The 23,156-nt window shown below is 67.6% G+C and carries 16 protein-coding genes and 1 tRNA gene; 6 read left to right on the top strand and 11 right to left on the bottom strand.

The window, feature by feature from the left end; translation table 11 throughout:
• Positions 1-20: 20 nt before the first annotated feature.
• From G1H10_RS25215 to G1H10_RS25200, 4 genes are all read right to left on the bottom strand, one after another.
• A complete protein-coding gene (locus G1H10_RS25215) occupies positions 21-569 on the bottom strand; it encodes a WCX domain-containing protein (RefSeq protein ID WP_163743154.1) in 549 nt (182 codons plus the stop codon).
• 103 nt (positions 570-672) lie between these two features.
• On the bottom strand, positions 673-1,479 hold the full coding sequence (locus tag G1H10_RS25210) for a class I SAM-dependent methyltransferase (RefSeq protein ID WP_163743152.1): 807 nt from the start codon (positions 1,477-1,479) through the stop codon (positions 673-675).
• A 411-nt stretch (positions 1,480-1,890) separates the two neighbouring features.
• Positions 1,891-3,438 carry a sialidase family protein gene (locus G1H10_RS25205; RefSeq protein ID WP_163743150.1) on the bottom strand — a complete coding sequence of 516 codons (1,548 nt, stop codon included), beginning with the start codon at positions 3,436-3,438 and terminating at the stop codon, positions 1,891-1,893.
• A 203-nt stretch (positions 3,439-3,641) separates the two neighbouring features.
• Positions 3,642-4,193, bottom strand: a complete 552-nt coding sequence (locus G1H10_RS25200; protein WP_163743148.1) for a ribonuclease FAU-1 family protein — start codon at positions 4,191-4,193, stop codon at positions 3,642-3,644.
• 318 nt (positions 4,194-4,511) lie between these two features.
• Between G1H10_RS25200 and G1H10_RS25195 the strand changes: the two genes are divergently transcribed.
• Positions 4,512-7,475, top strand: coding sequence for a DUF5979 domain-containing protein (locus G1H10_RS25195; RefSeq protein WP_163743146.1), 2,964 nt, complete (start codon positions 4,512-4,514; stop codon positions 7,473-7,475).
• The gene (locus tag G1H10_RS32550; RefSeq protein ID WP_163743144.1) at positions 7,417-8,112 is read left to right on the top strand and encodes a DUF5979 domain-containing protein; all 696 of its coding nucleotides are present in this window, start codon (positions 7,417-7,419) and stop codon (positions 8,110-8,112) included. Before G1H10_RS25195 ends, G1H10_RS32550 begins: the two co-directional genes overlap by 59 nt.
• A 177-nt stretch (positions 8,113-8,289) precedes the next feature.
• Here the strand turns inward: G1H10_RS32550 and G1H10_RS25185 are convergent, their stop codons facing one another.
• Together G1H10_RS25185 and G1H10_RS25180 are read right to left on the bottom strand one after the other, a co-directional pair.
• Positions 8,290-9,828 carry an LVIVD repeat-containing protein gene (locus tag G1H10_RS25185; RefSeq protein WP_163743142.1) on the bottom strand — a complete coding sequence of 513 codons (1,539 nt, stop codon included), beginning with the start codon at positions 9,826-9,828 and terminating at the stop codon, positions 8,290-8,292.
• 38 nt (positions 9,829-9,866) lie between these two features.
• A complete protein-coding gene (locus tag G1H10_RS25180) occupies positions 9,867-11,273 on the bottom strand; it encodes an LVIVD repeat-containing protein (RefSeq protein WP_163743140.1) in 1,407 nt (468 codons plus the stop codon).
• A gap of 627 nt (positions 11,274-11,900) precedes the next feature.
• Between G1H10_RS25180 and G1H10_RS25175 the strand changes: the two genes are divergently transcribed.
• Positions 11,901-12,905: a hypothetical protein gene (locus G1H10_RS25175; RefSeq protein WP_216853643.1), complete on the top strand. Its 1,005-nt coding sequence runs from the start codon at positions 11,901-11,903 to the stop codon at positions 12,903-12,905.
• 78 nt (positions 12,906-12,983) lie between these two features.
• Here the strand turns inward: G1H10_RS25175 and G1H10_RS25170 are convergent, their stop codons facing one another.
• From G1H10_RS25170 to G1H10_RS25155, 4 genes are all read right to left on the bottom strand, one after another.
• On the bottom strand, positions 12,984-15,179 hold the full coding sequence (locus G1H10_RS25170) for a lamin tail domain-containing protein (RefSeq protein ID WP_163743138.1): 2,196 nt from the start codon (positions 15,177-15,179) through the stop codon (positions 12,984-12,986).
• 204 nt (positions 15,180-15,383) lie between these two features.
• Complete coding sequence (locus G1H10_RS25165; RefSeq protein WP_163743136.1) at positions 15,384-16,472, bottom strand: fatty acid desaturase family protein; 1,089 nt, start codon at positions 16,470-16,472, stop codon at positions 15,384-15,386.
• Positions 16,473-16,892: 420 nt separating this feature from the next.
• A complete protein-coding gene (locus G1H10_RS25160) occupies positions 16,893-19,145 on the bottom strand; it encodes an ABC transporter permease (protein WP_163743134.1) in 2,253 nt (750 codons plus the stop codon).
• On the bottom strand, positions 19,145-19,942 hold the full coding sequence (locus G1H10_RS25155; protein ID WP_163743194.1) for an ABC transporter ATP-binding protein: 798 nt from the start codon (positions 19,940-19,942) through the stop codon (positions 19,145-19,147). The genes G1H10_RS25160 and G1H10_RS25155 overlap by 1 nt, the downstream gene beginning before the upstream one ends.
• A 242-nt stretch (positions 19,943-20,184) precedes the next feature.
• On the opposite strand from G1H10_RS25155, the gene G1H10_RS25150 reads away from it, so the two are divergent.
• The 3 genes from G1H10_RS25150 (at position 20,185) to G1H10_RS32180 (ending at position 22,535) form a co-directional block, all read left to right on the top strand.
• The gene (locus tag G1H10_RS25150; protein WP_163743132.1) at positions 20,185-21,486 is read left to right on the top strand and encodes a sensor histidine kinase; all 1,302 of its coding nucleotides are present in this window, start codon (positions 20,185-20,187) and stop codon (positions 21,484-21,486) included.
• Positions 21,461-22,150, top strand: coding sequence for a response regulator transcription factor (locus G1H10_RS25145; protein ID WP_163743131.1), 690 nt, complete (start codon positions 21,461-21,463; stop codon positions 22,148-22,150). Before G1H10_RS25150 ends, G1H10_RS25145 begins: the two co-directional genes overlap by 26 nt.
• Before the next feature lie 226 nt (positions 22,151-22,376).
• Positions 22,377-22,535 carry a hypothetical protein gene (locus G1H10_RS32180; RefSeq protein ID WP_174264641.1) on the top strand — a complete coding sequence of 53 codons (159 nt, stop codon included), beginning with the start codon at positions 22,377-22,379 and terminating at the stop codon, positions 22,533-22,535.
• A gap of 293 nt (positions 22,536-22,828) precedes the next feature.
• Here the strand turns inward: G1H10_RS32180 and G1H10_RS25140 are convergent.
• Positions 22,829-22,904 (bottom strand) — tRNA-Asn (locus G1H10_RS25140).
• Positions 22,905-23,156: the final 252 nt, after the last annotated feature.

Genomic DNA, 23,156 nt, shown 5'->3' with positions numbered 1-23,156 from the left:
ACGGCTGGTCGCGGTGGCGGCTAACGGCCGTCCCAGATCAGATCCACGTCGTCGCGCGCCGCGCGCAACGCACGAGCGCTGAGCACGCGCAGCGCCGTCGACAGCTCCTGCGGTTCGTGTACCTCGAACTCGAAGCCCAGCATGAGCAGACACTGGGCCAGGTGCTCCAGCGGGCCCCGATATGACGCCTCCAGCCGGCTGCGCTCATCGTCCAACGGGCGGACCGTGCTGACCAGACCGTCGACAATGCCGTCGAGGTGATCGCCGACGGTTCGGGCCGGTGCGTGCAGGGTGACGACCACGTGGACGGCCGGCGCGTCGTCGGGCCGGGCGGCCGTCGGCATGCCGGCGACGTTCGGCGCCTCGGCTGCGGCGTATCCACCGGGTCCGAGGGCTGCCGGGCCGGAATCGCGCCGCCGGGGCCTGATGAGGTAGGCCACGGCGCCGACCGGGTTCCGCACCGCCCGCTCGACATCATGACGGACGGAGGCGGGTACCACGGACAGTAGCCGCGCTCGGACCTCGGTGACGAGGTCGGCGTCGCGTCGTCGATCCAGCGAGCGTCCCACAGACAAGCATTCTGCCCTGTGCTCAGTCCGTGACACATCCGGCGTGTGGCCACGACCGAGTCGACCGGTCAGCTGGCGTGTGCCACGGTGCGGCCGGCAACGTTCAGCCGGGCGTGGTTCCGGTGCCGATCAGCGTGGTGGCGTCGAGCTCGTCGACCTTCTGCTCGCTCAGCGAGGTGAGGTAGGCGTCCCGGACGGCGTCGACGTCGGCTGGGCTGAGCGCGCTCAGCGCGCCGACGAACCCTGAGCCGGTGATGACCAACCAGGCGATGTCCGGTGTCATGGGTAGGCGCAGCTCATGCGTGGCGATGTCGACGTCGGTCAGTCCGCGCTCGACGAGCCAGGAGCGGTACGCGTCGGCCTTGTTGATCGCGAAGATCGGATGCTGCGGCCGCTTCGGGGGTTCGGTCCCGGTCACCTGGGCGATGGCGGCGTGCAGGTGGTGTCCCGCGGCCTCCATGGCGCCGTCTCGCCAGATGGTCAGGCCCACACGGCCATTCGGGCGAGCGCGGCCGATCAGCCATTCCGTGCCAACCGCCATGTCGGGGAAGAAGAAGATGCCCAGCGCGGATTGCACGGTGTCGTAGCCGTCGGCCGGCCAGGTCGTCGCGTCGGCGTGGTGCGATCGCAGCTGCGGCAGGTCCCCGGCGAGGGCGTTGAGCTCGTCGATCATCGGCGCGGACAGGTCGACGGCGTCGACCAGGCCATCCGGCCCGACGCGATGCGCCGCCGGTATCGCCGATGCACCGTTGCCGCAGCACGCGTCGAGCACGCGCTCCCCGGGCTGCGGCGCGGTCGCGGCCACGGTCGCGGCCCCGATCGGTTCCCAGAGATAGCGGCCGAGGTCCTGGAAACCGGCGGCTGCCGCGTCGAAGGCTCGGGTGGTGGGCTGCTCGTGCGTCTGCGACATAGTGGTAAACGATAATGATTATTGATTCGTCACGCAATCCGCGAGCCCTCGGGACATGTGCCAAGGATCCTGTTCATGGGTACGACGGAGAGGCCACGGTCGACGGTGTCGCCGGCTCGATCGGCAGCCCGGTGCTGTGGCGGTGGACGGTGACGGCGATCGCATCCTGAGTCGCGCCTGCGCCGCATGTCACCGTGCGTTCTCCGTGTCACCGTGTGTTCTCCGTGTCACCGTCCGTATCGTTTTGCGGCCCGGCCGCGGCTTATAGCGATACGCGAGGTGACATGCGATACGCGCGGTGACATCGTGGCAGCGGCCAGGCGGGCCCTGGCCCGAGGCCCCGTACGTGCGGGCCCCAGGCCAGGGCCGGCGCGGATCGCCTGACATGGCCGCCGATGGGTTACTGCGGGGTTACGGCGCCGGCGATACCTCGGTGTAGTACTGGTTGGCCGGGTCGGTCGCGGTGGTCTGGGTGAAGAACGGCGTGAACGTGTCGGCGGCGTTGCTCAGGCCGACATAGTCGCCGAGGAAGTATCCACCGGCGAATGGCGCCTGTCGTGCGTCGAACGGCCCGGCGACGTGGACCTCGGCGTTCCAGTTGGCGGGGTCGCTGCACGTCACCGTGGCCGCATGGCAATGGACGAACCAATGGTCGGTGTCGGTGCCGCCGCCAGGGCCGTTGTTCCGGAAGTCGTAGTAGGTCACAGCAACCGTGCCGTCGTCTGCCACGTGTACGGATGGCAGGAACGCCTGTTGGTTGAGCGCGTTGCCTGGATCCGGCGGAGTCTGGTCCACCCGGACCGGGGCGGTCCAGGTGCGGCCGTCGTCGGTCGACATGGTGAAGGCCACCGCGGAGACGCCGGTGAATCGACGGTCCTGCCACACCGCGTACAGGTTGCCACTGTTCTCGTCGACGGCGACGTCGAACAGGACGTCGGCGGTCCGGTGCGGCTCGCCGGTGTCCGGATCCGTCACGGGCGCTTGCATGATCTTGCCGAACCGGATCGGCCGTCCGCGTGGCAGCCAGGTCTCGCCCTTGTCCGGGGAGAACTTCAGAGACATGTTGAACTCGAACTGATTCCCTCGGTCGTCGTTCCGGAAGTTGAGGATCTCGTTGAAGAAGTTGAACAGGACGCCGTCGGAATTGACGACGATCTGGTTGCCGATCGTCTGGTTGATGCCACCAGGGTTGTAGAGGACCTCGGGCTCGGACCATGTCTGCCCGCCGTCGGTGGTCCGCGAGAACAGCGCCGCGCCCTTGAAGCCGAGCGCGACCGCTCGGTCGGGCCGGATGAGAGCTCCCGGAGGGATGTCGAGGAAGTCCCACACGGCGTACACCAAATCCGCGTCCGTGGGATCGGCGGTGAGCGAGTTCTTGTCGTGCAGCTTGCCTTCGTCGTTGAAGGCGATCAGGATCGGCTCGCTGAACTCGGCCTGATCGACGACGCCGTCGGCGAACGCCTGCGCGGGGACCATCTGCACCATCATCCCGTTCTCCCCGAAGCCGCCGGGCCTGCCCGGTGGTGGGGTGATGTCCAGCACCAGGTGCATCAGATGTAGATCCCCGTTCGGGGCAAAGGAGACCCACGGATCGGAGGCCCGGTCGAACTCGCCGCCCGTGCACTCCGAGACGTTCGGCGGCGCGACGATCTGCCAGGTCGTTCCACCGTCGACGCTGATGCCGGCGACGTTGCCCCGGGAACCACCGTTCGACCACCGGTCCTGCTGCCACATGCCGGCGACGATGTCCGAATCGGTCGGGCTGACGTCGACCCAGGGTTCGACCTCGCTGTCGAGGAAGACCGAGCCCCCGTCCGGCGTCATGCCACACGTCGCGTCGAAGGGGCTCGTGCCCGACACCTGGACCACCGAGCCGGTGGTGAACGGTCCCGCCAGGGCGGGAGCAACCATCGCCAAGAGAAGTGATGATGCGGCGGCGATGAGCGTTGTTCGTCGCATGGGTGCCTCCCGGATGCTCAACTGCCTGCGGAGTCCGCGCTGAGCCGGCACGCCCTCGGCCAGCCGTGAGCACACCCCCCTTCGTCCGCCTGACAACCCGAGGCACATGGGGCAAAGACGGACATGACGCCCTTCGATCTACTCCTCGCGAGCACCGCTGTCAAATGGACGTCGGGACATCTTCGCCGGGGCACTTGCGCAGGTCAGTGATCGCTGGCCAGATCGTCCGGGAGCTGGGGCGTGGGCCAGGTCGGATCCGGTCGCCAGGTTTCCCAACCGCTGGAGAACGGCGGACTCCACGACTCGACTACGCGGATGGCCGCCTGCGCGTCGTCGGCGAACGTCGCGGCCTCGTGTTCGGTGAAGCGGCCGGCGGCGACGGCGGCGGCGAGATCGTCGTCGTCCTTGATCTCCGTCGACCCGTCCGGCCAGACGATGACGTCGAGCTCGTGGTCCCGGGTCACGATCCCGGCGTCGTCGCGGACGTGGCGCTGCTCGAGGTTGATGTACCAGCAGCGGTGGTGCCGGTCCGCATCCCAGAACACCCACACGGACCACGGCGCGCCGGTCGGTGCGATCTTGAGCACGCCGTCGCCACGCCAAACATCGCGCTTGGACGCTCGTCCACCGCGATGCCGTTCGTGCAAGGGCGTCTCTCGCATGTGGCGACCGTCGGACAACACGGCCCGGAGCACCGGTGTGCCGCCGGGCAGCCACAACACCAGGCCGTCGGCGTCGTCGCGTATCACCCGCACGGGGCGCACCACCTCTGGTGTGCCATGGCGTCGCGTGGGGCACCATTCGCGCCAGAGAATGTGCTCGCCTGGCTCGAAGTAGGGCGGGGTCCCGGACGGACGGAACGGGCGCGGGACAGCGCCGGTAGTGGCATGGTCGGCACGCTCGAGGGGCATCGTGGCCCAGCCTAGAGGCGGCGCGTCTTGCCGCGTGCGAGAGTACCGACGCACGGTGGGAGTGTCGCCCACGCGCAGATTCCCCGCAGGTCGGTAGCCGGCGGAGAGGGAGGCATGCAACGGTGGGAAGGCACGAGAAACGCGACACGGTGGGCGACGCACATGGGCATCAAGGTGGGGTTATGTGTGCTGGTGAGCAGTGCACTGGTCATGGCGGGGGTCGCGCAACCTCCGCCGCCGGCGGTTGCGGCGGTGGAGGATCTGCTCAGTTGCTCCCCGACGTCGCCGTACGTGTACAACCTGCGTAGCCCGGACAATCCGCCTTCGGGTGCGGAGCGGCTGAACCGTGTCGAGCGGTACGACGTGACGGATCCACCCTCGGGGCCGGACGAGGCGGATGTGATCGCCGACTTCACCGGAGAGATCGACGAGCGCATCAACGGGCTGGGAATCGGCCGGGACGATGACGGCAACGGTCGGTACCTGCTGTTCGTCTCCAGTGACATCGATCGCGATGTGACGCGGAACATCTACCGGTATGACCTGTTGACGCAGACGTTGGAGACGATTCCGATACCGCACAACGTCTACGTTCCGGACTCCGAGCACGTGGTCCGGCATGGAGCCGTCGACCAGAGCACGGGGGTGTACTACTTCACGACACACCGGACCGGGGCGGGACAGGAGACGCTGTTCACGCTGATCGCGTACAACGCGGCCGTGGATCCGGGGAGCCCGTTCCTGGAGGATGGCAGCCCGAACCCCGACTATCCGGAGAACGTCTGGATCGCCGGTACGGTGAACACACCGGACGCGCCGGGCGTCAGCGGCGATCTGGCCTTCGATTCCAAAGGCAACATCTTCTATATCGTCGGCCAGGACCAGACCGCTGCTCTCTACACCGGTCCGGGTGGGCAGCTTCCGACAAACCCCGAGCAACCGGATGTCGCTGTGGTTCTCGCCCACGTCGGCGACGCGGCCGGGGCCGGCTCCAACGGTGTCGGCGTCGCGTACGGCCAGTACGGCTACCTGTATGAGAGCTATGTCAGCGCCAACGTCCGCGAGGTCGACCCGTCGACCGGTGCCGACCTGGCGACGTTGTCGAACCTCGGGCCTGGCCAGACCGGTTCCGGTTCCGGTTCCGGTGGGGCCTCGACGGACCTGGCATCCTGCATCGCTCCGAGCACGCTGACCGTCCGCAAGAACGTCACCGGCCGGGAGAACCCGGACGATCAGTTCTCACTGTCGCTGACCCGGCGAGGGGATCCGCAGAACCCGACGACCGACCCGGACATCGAGGTCGGCGAGCCGGCGCAGACCAGCGGCGACGACCTGGGCATCCAGGAGGCGCAGGTCGGTCCGCTTCCCATCTTGACCACGCTCTACAGCGGAGAACAGGGGCGTGTGTATCACGTCGAGGAGACCGGGGCATCGGGGACGGACCTCGGCGACTACCTGACGACCTACCGATGCGTGGACGACAACGACCCCTCGTTCGGACCCATCGAGGGCACCCTCGCCGGCGAGGAACGGGGGTTCGATCTCACCCTGATCTCGCGTGAAGGACGTAGCCGAGCGATCGTGTGCACGTTCACGAACGCTCCACCCAGCACACCGAATGTCTTCAAGGCGTTCGGAGACGACGCGCCGAGCGCGATCCTGAACAATCTGACGTACACCGGCGGCTACACGTGTGTCACGCCGGACGACGCCAGGGTCGAGGGGACGTGGCGGATCGTCGGCGGGGGTTACGCCGCCATGGACCCGGTTCCCGACGTTCCGATCGGCTCGGAATGCACGATCACCGAGGACGAACTCGGGCAGGAGCAGCTTCCGGATGCGTCCTGGGGCTGGGAGCCGCCGGGGTTCGATCCCGACGACGCGACCATCACGATCCAAGACGACTCCGACGACCCGCTGATCAACACCGTGACGGTGACGAACTCCGTCACGCAGGCGACGGCCGAGCTGAACATCGAGAAGGATCTTCCCGACGGCGCACCCGACTGGCTTCAGGACGTCGAGTTCACCGGGACGTGGGTCTGCAGGTACGCCGGGATCGATGGGCGGCCGGGCACCGACGACGACGTGGCCGACTCCGGCACATGGTCGGTGACCGGCGCAGGCACGGCGGCACTCACGCCGGACGAGGGCTCGACCGCCACCGCCGTGCCGGTGACCTCCGAATGCGTGGTGAATGAGGACCCGCTCGACGACGCAGACCTACCGGACGACACGTGGACGTGGGAACCGCCGGTGTACGATCCCGAGTCGCCGGACGGTTCGTCCGGGGTGGTGGTGCTCGAGGATTCCGGCGACCCGGAGGCCAACACCGTGACGGTGACGAACTCCGTCACGCAGGCCACTGCGGAGCTGAACATCGTGAAGGATCTCCCGGATGCGGCGCCTGACGACGTCACCTTCACCGGCACGTGGACCTGCACCTATGACGGGGGATCCGACGAGACGACCAATTCGGGCACATGGTCGGTGACGGGCTCCGGTGCGGCGACCCTGACGCCGGATGAGGGGTCGACCGCGACGGCGATCCCGGTGACGTCCGAATGTGTCGTCGTCGAGGATTCACCGTCCGGTCCGGACGAGTCCTGGGAATGGGAACCGCCGGTGTACGATCCCGAGTCGCCGGACGGTTCGTCTGGACTGGTGGTGCTCGAGGATTCCGACGACCCGGGGGCGAACACAGTGACCGTGTCCAACGCCGCGGCCAGAGTGTTCGGCGGGTTCTCGGTGGTGAAGGACGTCGTGGGAGAGGCCGATCCCGCGAATCGATACGCCGGCACGTGGGAATGCGCCTACAGCGGCGACGATCCCGAGAACCCCGTTGTGCGCAGCGGCGAATGGGGCCCGGTCGCCGCCGGAGAGGTCTGGACCGTCACCACCGACGCCGAGATTCCGCTCGGATCCGTGTGTGAGGTCACGGCCGAGACGAGCCGGCCCGACCGGCCCTTCCCCGATTCATCCCTGTGGGTCTGGGACGGCGACCCCGATCTCGGCGAATCGGTGACGGCTTCTGACGACCCCCGCGTCGAGCGAGGCCACCATCACCGTGACGAATACCTCCGCCCCGCTCGGTATGTTCAGCGTCAGCAAGACATTCACGGGTGAGGAGGACGGGCTGGACGAGCCCGACCCGGAGTACGGGTTCTCTTGGCGGTGCGAGACGCCGGCGGGGGACGCGGTTCCAGAGGACGGCCCTGGATCCTTCTCCCTCACAGCGGAGTCGACGTGGACGTCGGACCCGTTGCCGGCGGACAGTACGTGCACGGTCACCGAAGACGCTCTGCCGTCCATAGCCGACGGTTACACCTGGCATACCACCATTACCGTGCCGGGCTCCGAGCCCGTGGAGGGGACGACCGTCGATGTCACAGTCCCGTCGGTCGTCGACGCCCCGGACGGATTGGCGATCGTGTTCGAGAACGCGCTGAGCCCTGAACCGCCGAGCCCGACGCCGACGCCGACGCCGAGCCCGACGCCGACGCCGAGCCCGACGCCGACAGAGACGCCGAGCCCGACGCCTACGCCGACGGAGACGCCGAGCCCGACGCCGTCCGACACGCTGACGCCGACTCCGACATCCCCGCCGACTCCCACACTCCCGCCGGAGCCGACCCCGCCGCCGGACGGCCCGGATATGCCGGATACGGGAGCTTCCGGTCTCGGCGTCCTCGTGGCCGGGTTGGGGCTGATCGGACTCGGTCTCAGCGTGCTGGTGCTCTCACGTCGCCGGATATGGGGCTGACGCCGAACAGCGGCGTCGCCAGGTGGATCGCCGGTCACTCGTGCCCAGCGGAAGCGCGGATCACGTCCCGGCCGCCCCGTCAGGGTGTCATGCGGAGAAGCCGGTGCGGCCGACCGCGGGCGCCGGCCGCACCCGTGCCGGACGGCGGACCGAGCCGTCCGGCACGCCACCCCTCCGTCAGTGGATGGTGAACTCCTGTGTCTGCGGGTTCAGATGCGACAGCTTGATGGCGCCGGCCGTCGCCCGGTCACTCACCCGATAGATGTTCAGTCCCCGGGTGATGTCACTCTCGTAGAGGAACCCGTTGTACCAGTAGGTCGACCATGCTCCTCCCAGCCGGCAGCCGTCGGTGGGTGTGGGTTCGCCGTCCCACATCACCGTGCAGAACGGGCCAGGTCCGAGCGACGGCGGATCCGCCCATGCGATCGACTCCGGCTGGACGCCCTCCTGGATGCCGGTGAAGTCGACCACCCGGCTGCCGGCCTGGTAATGGCCGCTCGCGACCACGTCGTTGCCGCTGCGCAGCGGAACCATGTTGTAGTTGTGGATGGTGCAGTTCTCGTCGTGGCCTTGCGGGCGCTCCAGCACCCACTGACCGAGCTTCGCACCGTCCGCGGCGCTGTAGGCGAACAGACTCTTGTTGATGTCCGGATCGTCGGCCGTGCACCGGGCCTGACCGCCACCGCCGGGTTCCCAGCCGAGGAGGATCGCCTCGCCGTCGAAGCTGAACGTGGCCGAGTGCCAGCGGCCCGCGCCAGGTGCACCGACTTTGACGCCGGACTCAGGATCCTCTTCCTCGATGTTGAACAGCCAGAGCGGATTCTCCAGCGTGCCGCCGCCGGGTTCGCCGATGCTGAACACGTTCGCCGCGTGCCCGCTGGCGCACGTGAGCATGTTCACCTCGCCCAGGATCGCGCCGGCGTCGTGGCAACCGTTGTTGCTGCCCAGCGAGCCGCCCACCAGAGGGACGTACCCGATGTGACCGGCAGCGGCGGGATCGTCGATGGGCACCTCGATGATGTCCATGGCATCGCACACCGGACGGTTGTCGCCGCTGGAATTGTTGCTGTAGACGACGAGCCGGTTGTTGTCGGGGTCGGCGACGAGTGTCACCGTGTGCGATCCGCATCCGTCGGCGGTCCCCCGCTCAGCGGCACCGACCTGGCTGAACTCCACCGCGGTCAGCAGCTCTGGGTTTTCCGGATCGGCGATATCGAAGACGTGCAGGCCCTCGAATCCGACCGGCACCGGCTCGCCCATGCACAGCCGGCCCTCCGGTGCGGGTGAGTTCCACGACCGCACCACGATGTTCTCCCACACCACGACGTCGCCCTGATCCCCGTTGCATTCCGGATGGGAGAGCAGCTTCGGCTTGGCCGGCGAGGAGATGTCGATGACGCGGAACCCGTTGTAGTTGCCCTGGATCGCGAGGTCGCCCCAGAAGGCGATGTCCGAGCTGATCTCCCTCTCCGCCGGTGGTACCTCGAACGACGCGGGGTGTGAGCTGTGCCCGAGCGCGTGCATGTTCCTCGTGCTGGGGAAGGTGCGGTGGTCTGCCTTGCCCGGCGGAACGCTGATCTCGGCCGGGGCCGGCCTGCTCTTGACGTCGAAGTCGTCGAGGTTGTCGAGTTCGGGATCCGCGGTCGCCGGCACTGTGGCGCCGACCAGCAGTGCGACCGCGATGGCTGCGATCGACCACCGTGTCTTGGTGCGCATGCGTACTCCTTCCGTCGTGACGGCTCGCCGATGCCGGATCACGGAATCAGCGATTCTTGGGTCTGCGGGTTGTTCAGGCCGAGCTTGACCGCGCCCGCCCGGGCCTTGTCGCTGAGCAGCATCACGTCCACGCCGCGTTCGATGTCGTTGGTGATGATGAAGCCGTTGTGCCAGTACGAAGACCAGGTGTCCGCACCGGACGGGATGTAGAAGCCGATCTCGGCGTCCGCCTCGGTCGCGCCCGCGATCAGCGCATCCACGTCGACCACCGTGGTGCCGCCTTCATAGGCGGCGGAGACGAGCACTTTGGCGCCGCTCTTGAGCGGGATGAAGTTGAAGTTGTGCATCGTGCAGACGCCCTCGATCGAGCGCGGAGGCTTGTAACTGGCGAGTTCGTGTCCGGTCTCGGTATCGAGGAACCACACCCGGCCCTGGTCATCCGTGGGGTCGACACACCGCGGGAACGCACCGCCGCCCGACTCGTCGCCGAACGCGACTACCTCGCCGTCCCAGCTGAACGCCGCCGAGTGGAACAGGTCGAGCTTGCCCGGGTCGATCGCGTCGTTCATGTAGCGCCACTTCAGCTGTGGATTGAGCGGATCGGAGATGTCCCACAGCTGTGCCTCCTCGAAGCATGCGGCCGCAGCCAGATTCAGCTCGAGGAAGACGCTGATGTCGTGACAGCCGCTGTACGTCGACGAGCCCAGGGTTCCGGGAGGCGTGCCGAAGACGGCGTCCAGATCGTAGGTGGAGACCGTCGTCGCCGGATCGAGGAAGTACCGCGTCACCGTCGCTCCGTCGACGGGGTCGTCGAGCGGCACCGTGACGATGGAGATGTACCCGTGCGGCTCCTGGCATTCCGGCCCCTTGCTGGCCATCGTGAGCGGGTAGGACGACACGTAGATGTGCAAGCGGTCGAGTTCCGGCTCCGGCACCAGCGTGTGCGTGTGTGAGCCGCAGTCGGTCTGGACCGAACCGAGGTGCTCTGGCGAGGCCGGGTCGCTCACGTCGAATATCTGGATACCCTCGAACATCCCGGGCGTGCTCGCGGTGACGTTCTCGCTGTCACACTCGGTGCTGGACTGAGGCGCGTCGACGGATCGGAACAACAGTCCTCCGTAGACCGACACGTCCCCCTGCGCGCCGTTACAGAGGAAGTCCGACAAGACCTTCGGATTGGCCGGCGACGCCGTGTTCAGGATCCGGAACCCGGCGTAGTTCCCGGCGTAGGTGAGCTTGCCGTCGAAGGCCAGGTCGGAGTTGGTCGCGTCCGGGTTCGGGCTGTTCCCGAGCAGCTTCATGTTCTGCGAGTGCTGGTCAGGGCCGTTGGATTCGGAACCGGGGTGGTCAACCCTGTGGTCCGGATCTGCGGTGGCCGGAACGCTCACGGCCAGTAGCGACGCGACGGCGACGCCGAGGATGACGATGCGTGTCCGTCTCTTCATGGCGGTGCCCCTCTCGTGAGGTCGTGACACGAGAGCGTGGCCCCGGATCACGGGGAACGCCTCGTGTCACCCGGTAGGTCACCGAGCACAACCGAGCGACGCACGTTCCGGCGCGTCAGAGTGATCATGCGACGGCTCGAGTCGCATGGATCGTACGGAGATACGCGGTGCGGTCGACCGACGTCACACAGGGTTAAGCGACGCGGTCCCCCTTGCTCATGGAACCCAACGGCGAATCTGCCGGACGGAGCGCTGCGGCAACCACCAGCCGCGCGCGATCTACCTGGCCAAATGCCAGGAACCAGCGAACTCGAGCCGGCACATGCCCCCCTTTCGTGCCGGGGCGCGTGCCCTGAGCGCGCCCGGACGCCCCGCAACGTACGGCGGTATCACCGACCTGTCAACAGGTGGGCGGCCGACGTCGATGCGCAATAGGACGCGGATCAGTGATCGTTCGTCAGCTGGGTCGGGGATCCGAGGGAAGGCAAGCCCGGATCCCGGCGCCTGGAGGCCGCCTGGATCGCCATTCATGGACGTTTCATCCCTCGGCCGAAACGCGTTCGAGCGGCCGATCCGGCGCCTGGCCAGGCTAGGGCAAGACCCGATCCCGCTCTACTGGAGGTTCGCATGTTCAGTCGTCGCAAGGTCTCCGCGGTGGCGGTGGCCGCCGTGGGCATCACCACGGTGGGCTCGTTCCTGATCGCGGCCCAGGCGTCGCCGTCCGGTTCTGTCGGCCGTGACGTGCCGGTGCAGGACGTCGTCGCGCAGAGGGTCGCCGCGCAGGACGTCGCCGATGCCGAAGTCCCCGAGTATGTGTCCGACGTCGTCCGTACCTACGACGCGTTCGACGCGAACCAGGGGGTGGCGGTGGATCGCAGATACTTCTACGCGGTCAACAACCGCACCATCACCAAGCATGCCCGCGACACCGGGGAGCCCCTGCTGCAGTTCGCCGGTGCCGAGGGCGGTCCGATCGAGCACCTCGACAGCGGCGCGGTGGTGAACGGCAAGCTCTACGCGGCGCACTCCAACTACTCGGAATGGCCGATGGAGAGCTCGATCGAGGTGTTCGACACCCGGACCATGGAGCACATCGATACGCACAGTTTCGGCATCTACCGCGGCTCGCTGACCTGGCTCGACCGCCACGACGGCGCGTGGTGGGCGACCTTCGCCAACTACAACCGGGAGAAGCCCGGCCCCGGTGGTGAGCCCGCGCCGTACGGATACACGTACAACACGCAGGTGGTCAAGATGGACGACGACTTCCAGGTGGTCGAGTCCTGGACCATTCCCAAGGAGATCCTCGACAGGTTCGAGCTGATGAGCAACTCGGGCGGTTCCTGGGGCCCGGACGGCCGCCTGTACCTGACCGGCCACGATCTTCCGGAGGCGTACGTCATGAAACTGCCGGCGGCGGGTGGCGAGCTGGAATGGGTGGGCACGGTCGCATTGCCGCAGATCGAAGGCCAGGGCATCGCCTGGGACCATGCCCGCGGCCGTGAGGCGACCCTGTGGGGGATCAGCCGGGACACCCGGCAGGTGACCTCGTTCTCCGTCCCCGTGCACGACATCGAGGAGCCGGAGCGGGACTACTGGGACGTGCTGGGCCCGGGCGAGTTCCAGCAGTAAGGAATCGATTCGGGTGCCCTGGCGCCCTGCCGGGCAGCATGACCGGCAGGGCGCGTCGGGCTTAGGGTCGCGCGTTCGCTAGACCGACTCGGTGCCCAGGCCGCTGCGACGGCGGATGGCGTCGCCGGCGACGAGCGTCCCACCGATCAGCGCCAGCGCCAGGCCGGCGATGGGCAGGGCGGCGCCGCCGACGCCGGTGTCGGGCAAGCTGTCGCCCGACGCGTCACCGGTGCCGGATTCGCCGTTGGCGTCGCCACTGCCGTCGTCGCCCGTGCCATCCGGCCCACCGCTGTCGGAGCCCGCGTCGCCTCCGTCGCTGCCGCCGTCTGTGCCCGTCTCGTCGCCATTGCCTGCGTCGTCGCCGCCTCCAGCGTCATCTCCGCCGTCGTTTCCGCCGCCGGTGTCGTCGCCCGTGTCGTTCCCAGCGTCGTCGCCCGTGTCGTCTCCGGATTCGTCTCCGCCGCCCGGCGGCTCGGAGATGTCGGGGCAGTCGAGCGTGCCGGCGCGCACCGAGTGGCCGTCCGTGTCGCCGTCGTCGGCCCAGTACACCGGGCGGACGCCGTCGACGCAGAGCTCGACCGGGGTGGTGGTGAAGCCCTCGTTGTTCAGGTTGGCCATGCCGTCCGGCCGGGCGACCTGGTCGACGACGACGAACGATCCGTCCTCGCCGATCTGTAGCAGCGACGAGCGGCCCTCGCAGCCGTCGTCGCAGATGGCCCAGAGCGTCGCCGTGTCCGCGTCGTAGTCGAGGCCCATCACCGCTCCCAGCCCCGGCTCGATCTCGGCTACCCGCTGATAACCGCCGTCGTCCATGAGCACGTAGCCGTAGACCAGACCGGTACCCTCGATGCCGATGAACTGGACACCGTCGCCGTGCCCGGCGTAATCCTGCGGGTTGTACGGCTGACCTGTCGACTCGTCGACGAAGCCCAGCTCGACGAGCGTGCTGTCCGAGATCCACTCGACGGCCTCGATCCCCGCGTTAGCGCCGGTGGCGGGAAGGTCAGACGTGAGATCCCACTCCATCTCGGCGGTCAGCGTCGTCTGGGCGTCGTCAGCGCGGTACTTCAGCACCGTCATGTTGCTGGTGCCGCCGGCGTCGTTGTCGCGTTCTGTTCCGACCACGATGCTGCCGTCGCCCGTGACCGTGACGCCCTCGGCGTCGGGCGTACCGGCGCCGTCGGCGTAGCGCAGTGTCTTCCCGGCGGACCAGCCGTCCGAGGAGTCCGGCGTCCACACCGATCCGTCCCAGAGCAGCCGGTGCAGCAGGCCGCGGCCGTTGTCCACGGCCCACAGCACGCCCGGCTCGGCGTCACCGGTCGGCTCGTAGTCGAGGCCGCTGAGGTCACCGTCGAACGTCTCGGCTTGGTCGGCCGGGGCGACGTCGGAGCCGCCCGGCCACGGTGCCGGTGGTTGCGGGTCGTCCGCGCACGAGTTGGTGGCCGCCTTCGTCGGCTCGGCTGTGGTGGCGAACTCGCCCGTCCCGTCCGGGCAGCGACCGTACGTGGTGGGTGCGTGGGACTGCCACGCGTAGGAGTCGAGCAGCTCACCGTCGGGCGAGAAGAACCGCACGGCATCCCCGCCGCCCAGGCCGAATCCGAGGTCCGACTTCTCGACCACCAGGTGTCCGCCGGCGGGTACGAACGTCCCGGCAGGCGCGATCCAGGTGTGCGAATCGTCGTCGTCGCGGATCACGAAGCCGGAGATATCTTCGTCCTCGGCGCGCGGATTGACCAGCTCCACCCAGTCGTCCGGGTTCCCGCCGCTGGACTCGATCTCGTTGATCCGCACCGCCGTGTCGCAGTCGTTCGGCTCACCCTTGGTCACGGAGGTGGTGGCCGTGAACTCACCGGTCCCGTCCGGACAACGCCCGTACGTGGTGGGCGCGTGCGTCTGCCACTCATACGCGTCGACCAGGGTTTCCTCGGGCGTGTAGAGGCGGACCATGTCTCCGCCGCCGAGGCCGAAACCCAGTTCGGCGCGCTCGTGCACGTAGTAGCCGCCGGCCTCGATCACCGTGCCGTCCGGAATCACGGAGACGTGGTCGTCCTTCTCGTCGCGGATGAGCCACCCGCCCACGTCGACGGAGTCACTGCCGGTGTTCGTCAGTTCGACCCAGTCGCCAGGGTCGCCGCCGCTCGACTCGATCTCGTTGATGACCACGCTGCCGGGCGGCTCCTGCGCCGGAGCCGGCAGGGCCGAGCCCACCAGTGAGACGAGCCCACCCATGCCGGCCACGGCGATTCCCGCGCTGATTGATCTGCGCACGCTCATGTACCCCCTCGTTGATGTGTGCGACAAACGGGACGATTCCCGCCGCGCTGAGCCAAGCGGCATGGGTTGTCCGGAAGGCAAGGGGGTGGTGAACGGCGAACGAACGGTCCACGAGCGGCAGTCTCGGAGGCGTACGGATATGCGCCGGAACGCTACGCACTCAATGACGCCACGCCGACGGGACGGTCCGGGGTGCGTCCAGCGTCACGTGCGGTACTGGGCGACCAGGGGACAGCGGAACGGATCCATGGTGGCGTGTTCGACGGTGTTGAGGTAACGGATGATCGCCCGATAGGCGCCGAAGAAGCTGGTTTCGGTGTAACGGATGTCGTGTTTGGCGCAATGCTCTCGAACAAGGGACTGCGCTTTGCGCAGGTTGGGGCGGGGCATGTTGGGGAACAGGTGGTGTTCCACCTGGTAATTGAGTCCGCCCATGGCGAAGGTGGTGAACCTGCCTCCGGTGATGTTGCGGGACATCAGCACCTGTCGTCGCATGAAGTCGATCTTCATGTCGGGCGGGACGATGGGCATGCCGACATGGTTGGTGGTGAAGGTGCCGCCGAGCAGGAGACCGAACAGCGCCATCTGGACACCGACGAAGGCCGCCGCCTTGCCCGGCGGCAGGACGAGGAAGAGAACGGTGATGTACCCGCCGAATCGGCCGGTGATGAACGCGACTTCCCACCAGCGGTGCTTGAGCTGCTTCCGGTGCACGAGTGTGCGGACGCTCGCGATGTGGAGCGCGAGTCCGACGAGCAGGATGAGCGGGAAGAAGTAGCCCTGCCAGCGGGTGAGGCGAGCGGCCAGCCCGCGCCGGCTCTGGGCGATGGCGGGGGTGAAGGCGAACGCGCTGGGCCCGATGTCAGGGTCCGCGCCTTCCTTGTTCGGATTGGCGTGGTGACGGCTGTGCTTGTTCATCCACCAGCCGTGGCTGAGCCCCGCGAACAGGCCGGACAACACCCGGGACATCCAGTCGTTCCACCGGTGGGAGGTGAAGATCTGCCGGTGAGCGCTGTCGTGGCCGAGAAAGCTGATCTGGGCGAGAACGGCGCCCAGTCCCGCGGCGAGGAGAAGCTGGAACCAGGAGTTGCCGAGGAATCCGAACGCCACCCAGATGCCGGCGAACGCGGCCACGGTGGTGATGATCTTGGTCCAGTAGTAGCCGTAGCGCCGCCGGAGCAGCCCGGCGTCCTGGACTTGGCGGGACAGTTCGGTGTACGAGCTCACGTACCGAGTACGGCGTGGAATACGCGTGTCTTCTGGGCTGGTCAGTTTCGGTGACGTGGGGCTCATGTGGGTCTCCGCGGGTGCTCAGATGGTGAGGCGAATGCGCCGCCCTCGGACCGATCGTCTTCCGAGCTGATCGACGTGAGGACGGTCAGCCGGCGCTCGATGGCCGGCGCGACGTGGATCGATATCCGTTCATGGCAGCGCAGCCGCTTGAGATCGTCGGCTACCTCGTTGGGGGCGAGACCGCGAATCAGGCGTATGCCTGCTGTCCCCATGGTGGTCCTCAATTCGGCGGATATGGTACCGCCAGCTGTGCACCTAGCCTAACAAAAGAACCATCAAGCCAGTGAAAGCGCTGGTGAACCGTTGCCGCATGCGCGACGGGCCACACGCGGGCGGCTCGGCGGTCGAAGCCGCGATCGCAGTCAGAGCGGAATCTCCCGACGGAATGGAGCCGATCCGTCGGGAGATCCGGCGCCGAGGCTACTCGATAGCGAGTGCTGCCTCGGCCGGTCGGCCGCGCGTCACACGCCATGCGGGCAAGAGCATCGCCCCGAGCGTGAGCAGGATCGTCAGAGCGGCCATCGACGCATAGATCCACGGGGATCCGGCGGGTAGGACGGAGTCGAGACGCTTGATGCTGACGGGCACGAGGATGGCGGCCGCGGCAGCGGTGCCGAGGAGCACGCCGCTGACGGAGACGATCGCACCCTCCAGACCCACCATCCGCATCACCTGGCCACGGGTCGATCCCGCGAGGCGTTGCAGCCCGAACTCCCGTCTGCGCGCCAGCATGCTCGACGCGAGGGTGTTGATCACTGTGATGGCCGCGTACCCGGCGATCATGAGCACCATGATGTAGATCGCGAGGGTAGCGGTCTGCTTCTGGTCGTCGTACTCCTCGAGAAGGACGTCGCGGCCGGTCACTGCCATTCCGTCCGCTCCAGCTGTGACCCTCTCCAGATCTGCCACCAGCTGTTCCGGGTCGGCGTTCTCGTCGAACGTGACCAGGATGCGGGTGGCCGTTCCCGCCGTGGTGTGGGCGGCCAGGGTGTCGGCGGGAAGCAGCAGGGTGGAGTAGTCCTCCGGGGCGGAGAACAGGGCGGCCACCTGCACGTCGCGAGCGGTGTTGTCCCCCATGCGCAGCGTGATCGTGTCGCCGATGTCGACGCCGAGCTTGTCGCCGTGCTGGTCCTCGATGGCGATGGTGTCCGCGTGGAGGTCGGAGAGACTACCCGCGGTGACCTCGACGGGTGTGGTGGCCTCAGCGCCTTCGGCGGTGACGCCTTGGAGGGTCCAGCCTTCGTTCATCGGCGAGCTGTCCGGCGGGTCCTCGATGAAGCCGACACTCGCGACGTACTCCGAGGCACCGGCGATGCCGGGCAGGTTGCTGAGCTGCTCGACCAGGTGTGGGTCGAAGTCATCCTCCGTGGTCACCACGGCGTCGGCGACAAGGTTCTCGGCGAAGCTCTGCCGGTCGGCCTCGTCGTTCGTGGTCTGCAGATACAACATGCCGGTCGAGACCGTGGTGAGGAGGATGACCGGGCCCATCACGGCCGCCATCCGGCCGCTGCGGCCGCGTGCGTTGAGCACGGCGAGCTCGCCGGTCGCACCGCCGACGGCGCGTACGGGCCATTGCACCATGAATGTCGTGACCTTCGTCAGCACGGGCGCCAGCAGGGCGAACCCGATGGCGAGCAGGATCACGGCAGGTGCACCGGTGGCGGGTGTGAGCGGTCCGCTCATCACGACGATGGTCACCAGGGTCAACGCGGTTCCACCGGCGAGGACGATCATCGCCAGGAGCAGCCGTCCTGCCCCGATCATCTTGCCTTCGACGGAGACTTCCGCGAGCGCCTGGGTCGGCTTGATGCGCGATGCTCTCCGTCCGGCACCCTGGGCGCCGGCCACGGCCGCGAGGATCGCCACGACCATCGCGGCCACGGTCGGGATCCAGCCCTGGTGGAAGACCACACCATCTGCGGCGATTCCTTGTGCGACCAGCCGATCGAACACGAACCCGCCCAGGAACCGGCCTGGGATGCACGCCAGAGCGGTGGCGAGCAAGGACAGCAAGAGCGTCTCGCGGAGGATCAGCCGGCGAAGCTGACGTGGCGTGGCTCCCACGGCCCGCAGCAACGCCAGGTCTCGCTGACGCTGGATGATCGAGAGGGCGAGCATGGAAGCGACCCCGAAGACCGACACCAGAATCGCGAAGGCGGTGAACACTCCTGCCAGGGCCATCACGGTGACACCGCTCTCCATGGCCTCGCGCAGTTCGGCCCGGCCTCGTTCGTCACCGACCAGAGTGATAGTTCTGCTGTCCAGTTCGGCGTCGATTCGCTCCCGGAGCTCGCCGACGTCCACCCCAGGCTCGGCCTGCACGCCGATCGCGTCGACCGTACCCGCAGGTGGATCGCCCTCGAAGACGAAGGTCTCGATCTGGTGCACTCCCGGCAGCGCCGCGATCGTGTCCGCCAGCCCGGCGTCGATGCGGACCCGCTCGGGCAGGATCGGGGGCTCATCCGGGTCGCCGCCGGAATCGTGGTACTCCTGGTCGCCGGCGATGACGATGTCGGCCGAGGCCGTCTGTTCCGGCGGAACGGCCGTGCGGATGCCGGTCTCGATCAGGCCGCCACAGGCCATCATGATGGCTGTCGCGAAGAACATGGCGATGAAGGCCGCCACGAATATGCCTGCGCGGAACCGCAAGGTACGCAATGCAAGCTGCAACATCAGCGCTGCCCCTTTCGTGTCGGCTCCAGCCGCGGGAGAGGACCGTCGTCGTCGAAGGCGCCCAGGTGGGTCATCCGCTCGGCCACAGACTCGGGCGTCGGCGAATCCAACTCGCCGGCCAGACGTCCGTCCGCGAGGAAGAGCACGCGATCGGCGTACGACGCCGCGACTGGATCGTGGGTCACCATCACGATCGTCTGACCGGCCGCCTGCGAGGCGTGCCGCAGTAGTCCGAGGATGTCGCGTGCGGTCCTGGTGTCCAGCGCACCGGTCGGTTCGTCAGCGAAGACGACGGCCGGATCGCTGATCAACGCCCTGGCGATGGCGACCCGCTGCTGCTGCCCGCCGGACAGCTCCGAGGGGCGGTGGTGGCTGCGCTCGCCGAGACCGACCTGGTCCAGAATCTTGGATACGCGTCCTCTGGCCGGCTTGTTGCCGGCGAGCCGCAGCGGCAACGTCACGTTCTGCCGCACGGTCAGGACCGGCAGCAAGTTGAATGCCTGGAAGACGAAGCCGATCCGGTCCCGTCGCAGCTCCGTCAGCTCGGTCTCGTTCATCTCGCTGAGCTCGTGCTCCTCGAGCATGACCGAACCCGTCGTCGGCTGGTCGAGCCCGGCCGCGCATTGCAGCAAGGTGCTCTTGCCGGAGCCTGAGGGCCCCATGACCGCCGTGAACGTTCCGCGGTCGAACCGGGTCGTGACGCCGTCCAACGCCACCACCTGGCTGTCGCGCTTGCCGTAGACCTTGCGGACGGCCGTCAGTCGCACGGCATCGGTGGTCTTTCCGGATTTCTTCAACGTCTCTTCCTGCCGTTTGTCGTCCGGCCCGGTGCCGGACGATTCGTTCACCAGCCTGTCGTCCCGCGCTGAGCTGCACATCGTCTGCTGAAACCGTCTTCGCTCCAGTGCCGCCGGACCAGGCAGCACGGCTTCTGGTGCAGATGCACTACTTTGCATCGACGACCCCGTGTGCAGCGTGGTCGTCGCGTACCCTGACCGTGTGTGGTGGCGCGCAGACCCCTCAGTCGGCCACGCCGGCCATGGCGAGTAGGGGCACCGCACCTGCGCTGCGGAGCGACGCGTGGTGGCGGGAGGGAACGGTCGTCGCGGTGGCGTTCGTGCTCTGCCTCCTCGGCGGCGCGCTGCACGCCGACGACACGTTGGCGGCTCCGCCGGCACCGGCCTACGTCATCGCCGCGATATCTTCGGCGATGCTGCCGGCGCGGCACCGTGCACCCGTCGCCACGATGATCGCCACGGCCATGTGCGGCATGCTGGTGGCGCCCTTGGGTCTGCTGCCGACCCCGCTCATCGTCGCCCCCGCCGTCATCAGTGCTTACACGCTTGCAGGATGTACTGGAGGGCCGGTGGCGGTCGCCGTCCTGCTCCCTTCCACTGCGCTGCTGGTGGCCTTCACGCCGTTCTTCGAGGCCGGCTTCTCGTGGGAGGACACCAGCAGGCTCGTGACCGTGGCAGCGTCGCCGCTCGTCGCTGCCGTGTTCGGTCGCTCGGCACGTCATCGGCGGGCCTACCTGGCGCTCGTCGAGGAACGAGCGCGTCGCGCCGAGGAGAGCCGGGACAGCCAGGCGCGCCAGAAGGTGGCTGAGGAACGGGTCCGTATCGCCCGCGAGCTGCACGATCTGGTGGCCCACCAGATCACCCTGGCCAACGCCCAGGCCAGCGTCGCCGCGCACCTCTTCGACACTGACCCTGGGCAGACCCGCACGAACATAGAGGAATTGGTCAAGACCACCCGCCATGCTCTCGACGAGTTGCGCGCCACTGTAGGCCTGCTACGTCAGGCCGACGACGAATCCGCGTCCACCGATCCGGCGCCCGGACTGTCTCAACTCCCTGCTCTGCTGAGCACCTTCGGCCGGGCAGGCCTGGACGTGTCGATGTTCGAGGACGGCGCGGCCAGAGCGCTTCCGCCGGCCGTGGATCTCACGGCCTACCGCATCATCCAAGAAGCGCTGACCAACGTGACCAAGCACGCCGCAACCAGCCACGCGCAGGTGCACGTGACCTGGAGCCGCGAGTACGTGAGCATCACGGTGAGCGACGACGGCGGAGGCCCCCGAACGTCACCGGATCGCCCTGCGGGCTACGGTCTGATCGGAATGCGTGAACGGGCCGCGGCAGTGGGTGGGACCCTGACCGCCGGTGCACGCGCCGAGGGCGGCTTCCTGGTCGCGGCGCAGCTCCCCCTGGGCGCCTCCACGAGTGCAGCCGAGGCGGACGACGAGGCAACCCACGGCGGGACCACGACACGATCGACGACGGCCAGAAGACCAGGACCGAGGCCGAGGACAGAATATGACGCTCCGGGTATTGCTCGTTGACGATCAGGCGCTGTTGCGCGGCGCCTTCAGTACTCTTCTCAACAGCTCAGACGACATCACCGTGGTCGGGGAGGCAGGCGATGGCACACAGGCGGTAGCACTGACCCGTGAGCTGCGCCCGGACGTGATAGTCATGGACATCCAGATGCCCGGAATGGACGGCCTCACCGCCACCGCGGAAATCTGCGCCGATCCGGACCTACGCGCCTGCCGCGTACTGATACTCACCACGTACGAAACCGACGAGTACATCGCCCAAGCCCTACGCGCAGGAGCGAGCGGCTTCATCGGCAAGGGAATCGACGCTCAAGACCTGCTGAACGCCGTCCGCACGATCGCCGACGGCGACACCCTGCTGTCGCCAACCGCGACCCGTTCACTGGTCGCCCGTTTCCTCGCCACACCAGCCCAGACTCAACCGCCCCAGTCCGGGCAGCTCGCCGCGTTGACTCCGCGCGAGCGCGAGATGGTCGCCCTGGTCGCGACCGGCATGTCCAACCTCGAGATCGCGGATCGGATGTACCTCAGCCCTTTCACGGTCCGCGCCCACGTCCAGCGCGCCATGACAAAACTGCAGGCGCGCGACCGTGCGCAACTCGTCGTCATCGCTTACCAGACCGGTCTGGTAAGCGCTGCGCCTGAGCGCGGTGCCGAGCAGGCGTGATGATACGGCTAGGAACACGTGCTGAAGGTGCTCAGGTGCATTGATAGCCCTGCGGGGTGCGGCATCGCGTCCTGCTGGGCCCGTGCTGGGCTGTCAGGTAGGCGCGGGAATCGCTCCGGCGAGACCGCGTCAGCCGACCGCAGCGACCCAGCCCTTCACCTGTCAGCGGGACGTCGTCATCGACTTTCCCGGGCACACGGCCTGGTGGGGAGCGTAGAGTTGAAGAATGTTGATTCTGGTGATCGTGCTACTGGCCATCTGGCTGGTCCTGTCGATCGTCGGGTTCGCGATCGAAGGCATCCTCTGGCTTGGTGTGATCGGAGTTGTCCTGTTCGTTGCCACGGCGATCATCGGTTGGATCAGGCGCAAGGCGCATAAGGCGTAGCCGGACCGGTTATCGCTCACGTCCAGGGCCGGGGCGGTGCGACCGCGCTCAGGTCGCGAGGGGTGAACCGGGGGCCTGCACGGGCACGCGACCGTCGGCAGAATGCTGATCGCCATCGGATGGACGTGTGACGGCTCCACCGACGTGCCAGGCTCCCACCGGGCACGGGTCTGGTGCGCTCCTCAGACGGTGCATGGTGGCTCCTCCGGTATGGCTGCACCCCCTACGGTGCATTGTGTCCACCGGGGGATCTGGAGATGATCGATAAGCCATCCATCATGCCTGGTAGATGGTGGCTCCCGCACCTGGACTCGAACCAGGAACCCTCTGATTAACAGTCAGATGCTCTGCCAATTGAGCTATGCGGGATCGCATCGGCCGAACTTGCCTGCCGACGCAGAAGGTTACCAGGTTTCCGACCCAGGTTCCCAATCGGCTCGGCAAGCAGGTGTGCTGCATCCGTGTCAGCTGCGCCGTGCTGGACTATGCGCCAGGGGTGATCTGCGTGCAGCCGAGCCTACTGGTCCCCACCTGCAGGGTGTTGCACGCGAGATCTGTAGGCGGTTGCAGGCGAGATCTGCGGGATCGCGGACGAGACTAGAGGTCCGGACTGTGCGGTGG

This window comes from Phytoactinopolyspora halotolerans (assembly GCF_010550675.1).
Classification (GTDB): Bacteria; Actinomycetota; Actinomycetes; order Jiangellales; family Jiangellaceae; genus Phytoactinopolyspora; species Phytoactinopolyspora halotolerans.
The sequence above is the reverse complement of the archived record's forward strand: the minus strand, read 5'-3'. Positions and strand labels throughout refer to the sequence as shown.

What these genes read in the sequence shown, in the direction of transcription:
- G1H10_RS25150 (WP_163743132.1), top strand. Translation starts at nt 20,185, where the DNA reads ATGGCGAGTAGGGGCACCGCACCTGCGCTGCGGAGCGACGCGTGGTGG.
- G1H10_RS25175 (WP_216853643.1), top strand. Translation starts at nt 11,901, where the DNA reads ATGTTCAGTCGTCGCAAGGTCTCCGCGGTGGCGGTGGCCGCCGTGGGC.
- G1H10_RS25165 (WP_163743136.1), bottom strand. Translation starts at nt 16,472, where the DNA reads ATGAGCCCCACGTCACCGAAACTGACCAGCCCAGAAGACACGCGTATT.
- G1H10_RS25210 (WP_163743152.1), bottom strand. Translation starts at nt 1,479, where the DNA reads ATGTCGCAGACGCACGAGCAGCCCACCACCCGAGCCTTCGACGCGGCA.
- G1H10_RS25180 (WP_163743140.1), bottom strand. Translation starts at nt 11,273, where the DNA reads ATGAAGAGACGGACACGCATCGTCATCCTCGGCGTCGCCGTCGCGTCG.
- G1H10_RS25170 (WP_163743138.1), bottom strand. Translation starts at nt 15,179, where the DNA reads ATGAGCGTGCGCAGATCAATCAGCGCGGGAATCGCCGTGGCCGGCATG.
- G1H10_RS25145 (WP_163743131.1), top strand. Translation starts at nt 21,461, where the DNA reads ATGACGCTCCGGGTATTGCTCGTTGACGATCAGGCGCTGTTGCGCGGC.
- G1H10_RS25160 (WP_163743134.1), bottom strand. Translation starts at nt 19,145, where the DNA reads ATGTTGCAGCTTGCATTGCGTACCTTGCGGTTCCGCGCAGGCATATTC.
- G1H10_RS25195 (WP_163743146.1), top strand. Translation starts at nt 4,512, where the DNA reads ATGGGCATCAAGGTGGGGTTATGTGTGCTGGTGAGCAGTGCACTGGTC.
- G1H10_RS32180 (WP_174264641.1), top strand. Translation starts at nt 22,377, where the DNA reads ATGTTGATTCTGGTGATCGTGCTACTGGCCATCTGGCTGGTCCTGTCG.
- G1H10_RS25185 (WP_163743142.1), bottom strand. Translation starts at nt 9,828, where the DNA reads ATGCGCACCAAGACACGGTGGTCGATCGCAGCCATCGCGGTCGCACTG.
- G1H10_RS25205 (WP_163743150.1), bottom strand. Translation starts at nt 3,438, where the DNA reads ATGCGACGAACAACGCTCATCGCCGCCGCATCATCACTTCTCTTGGCG.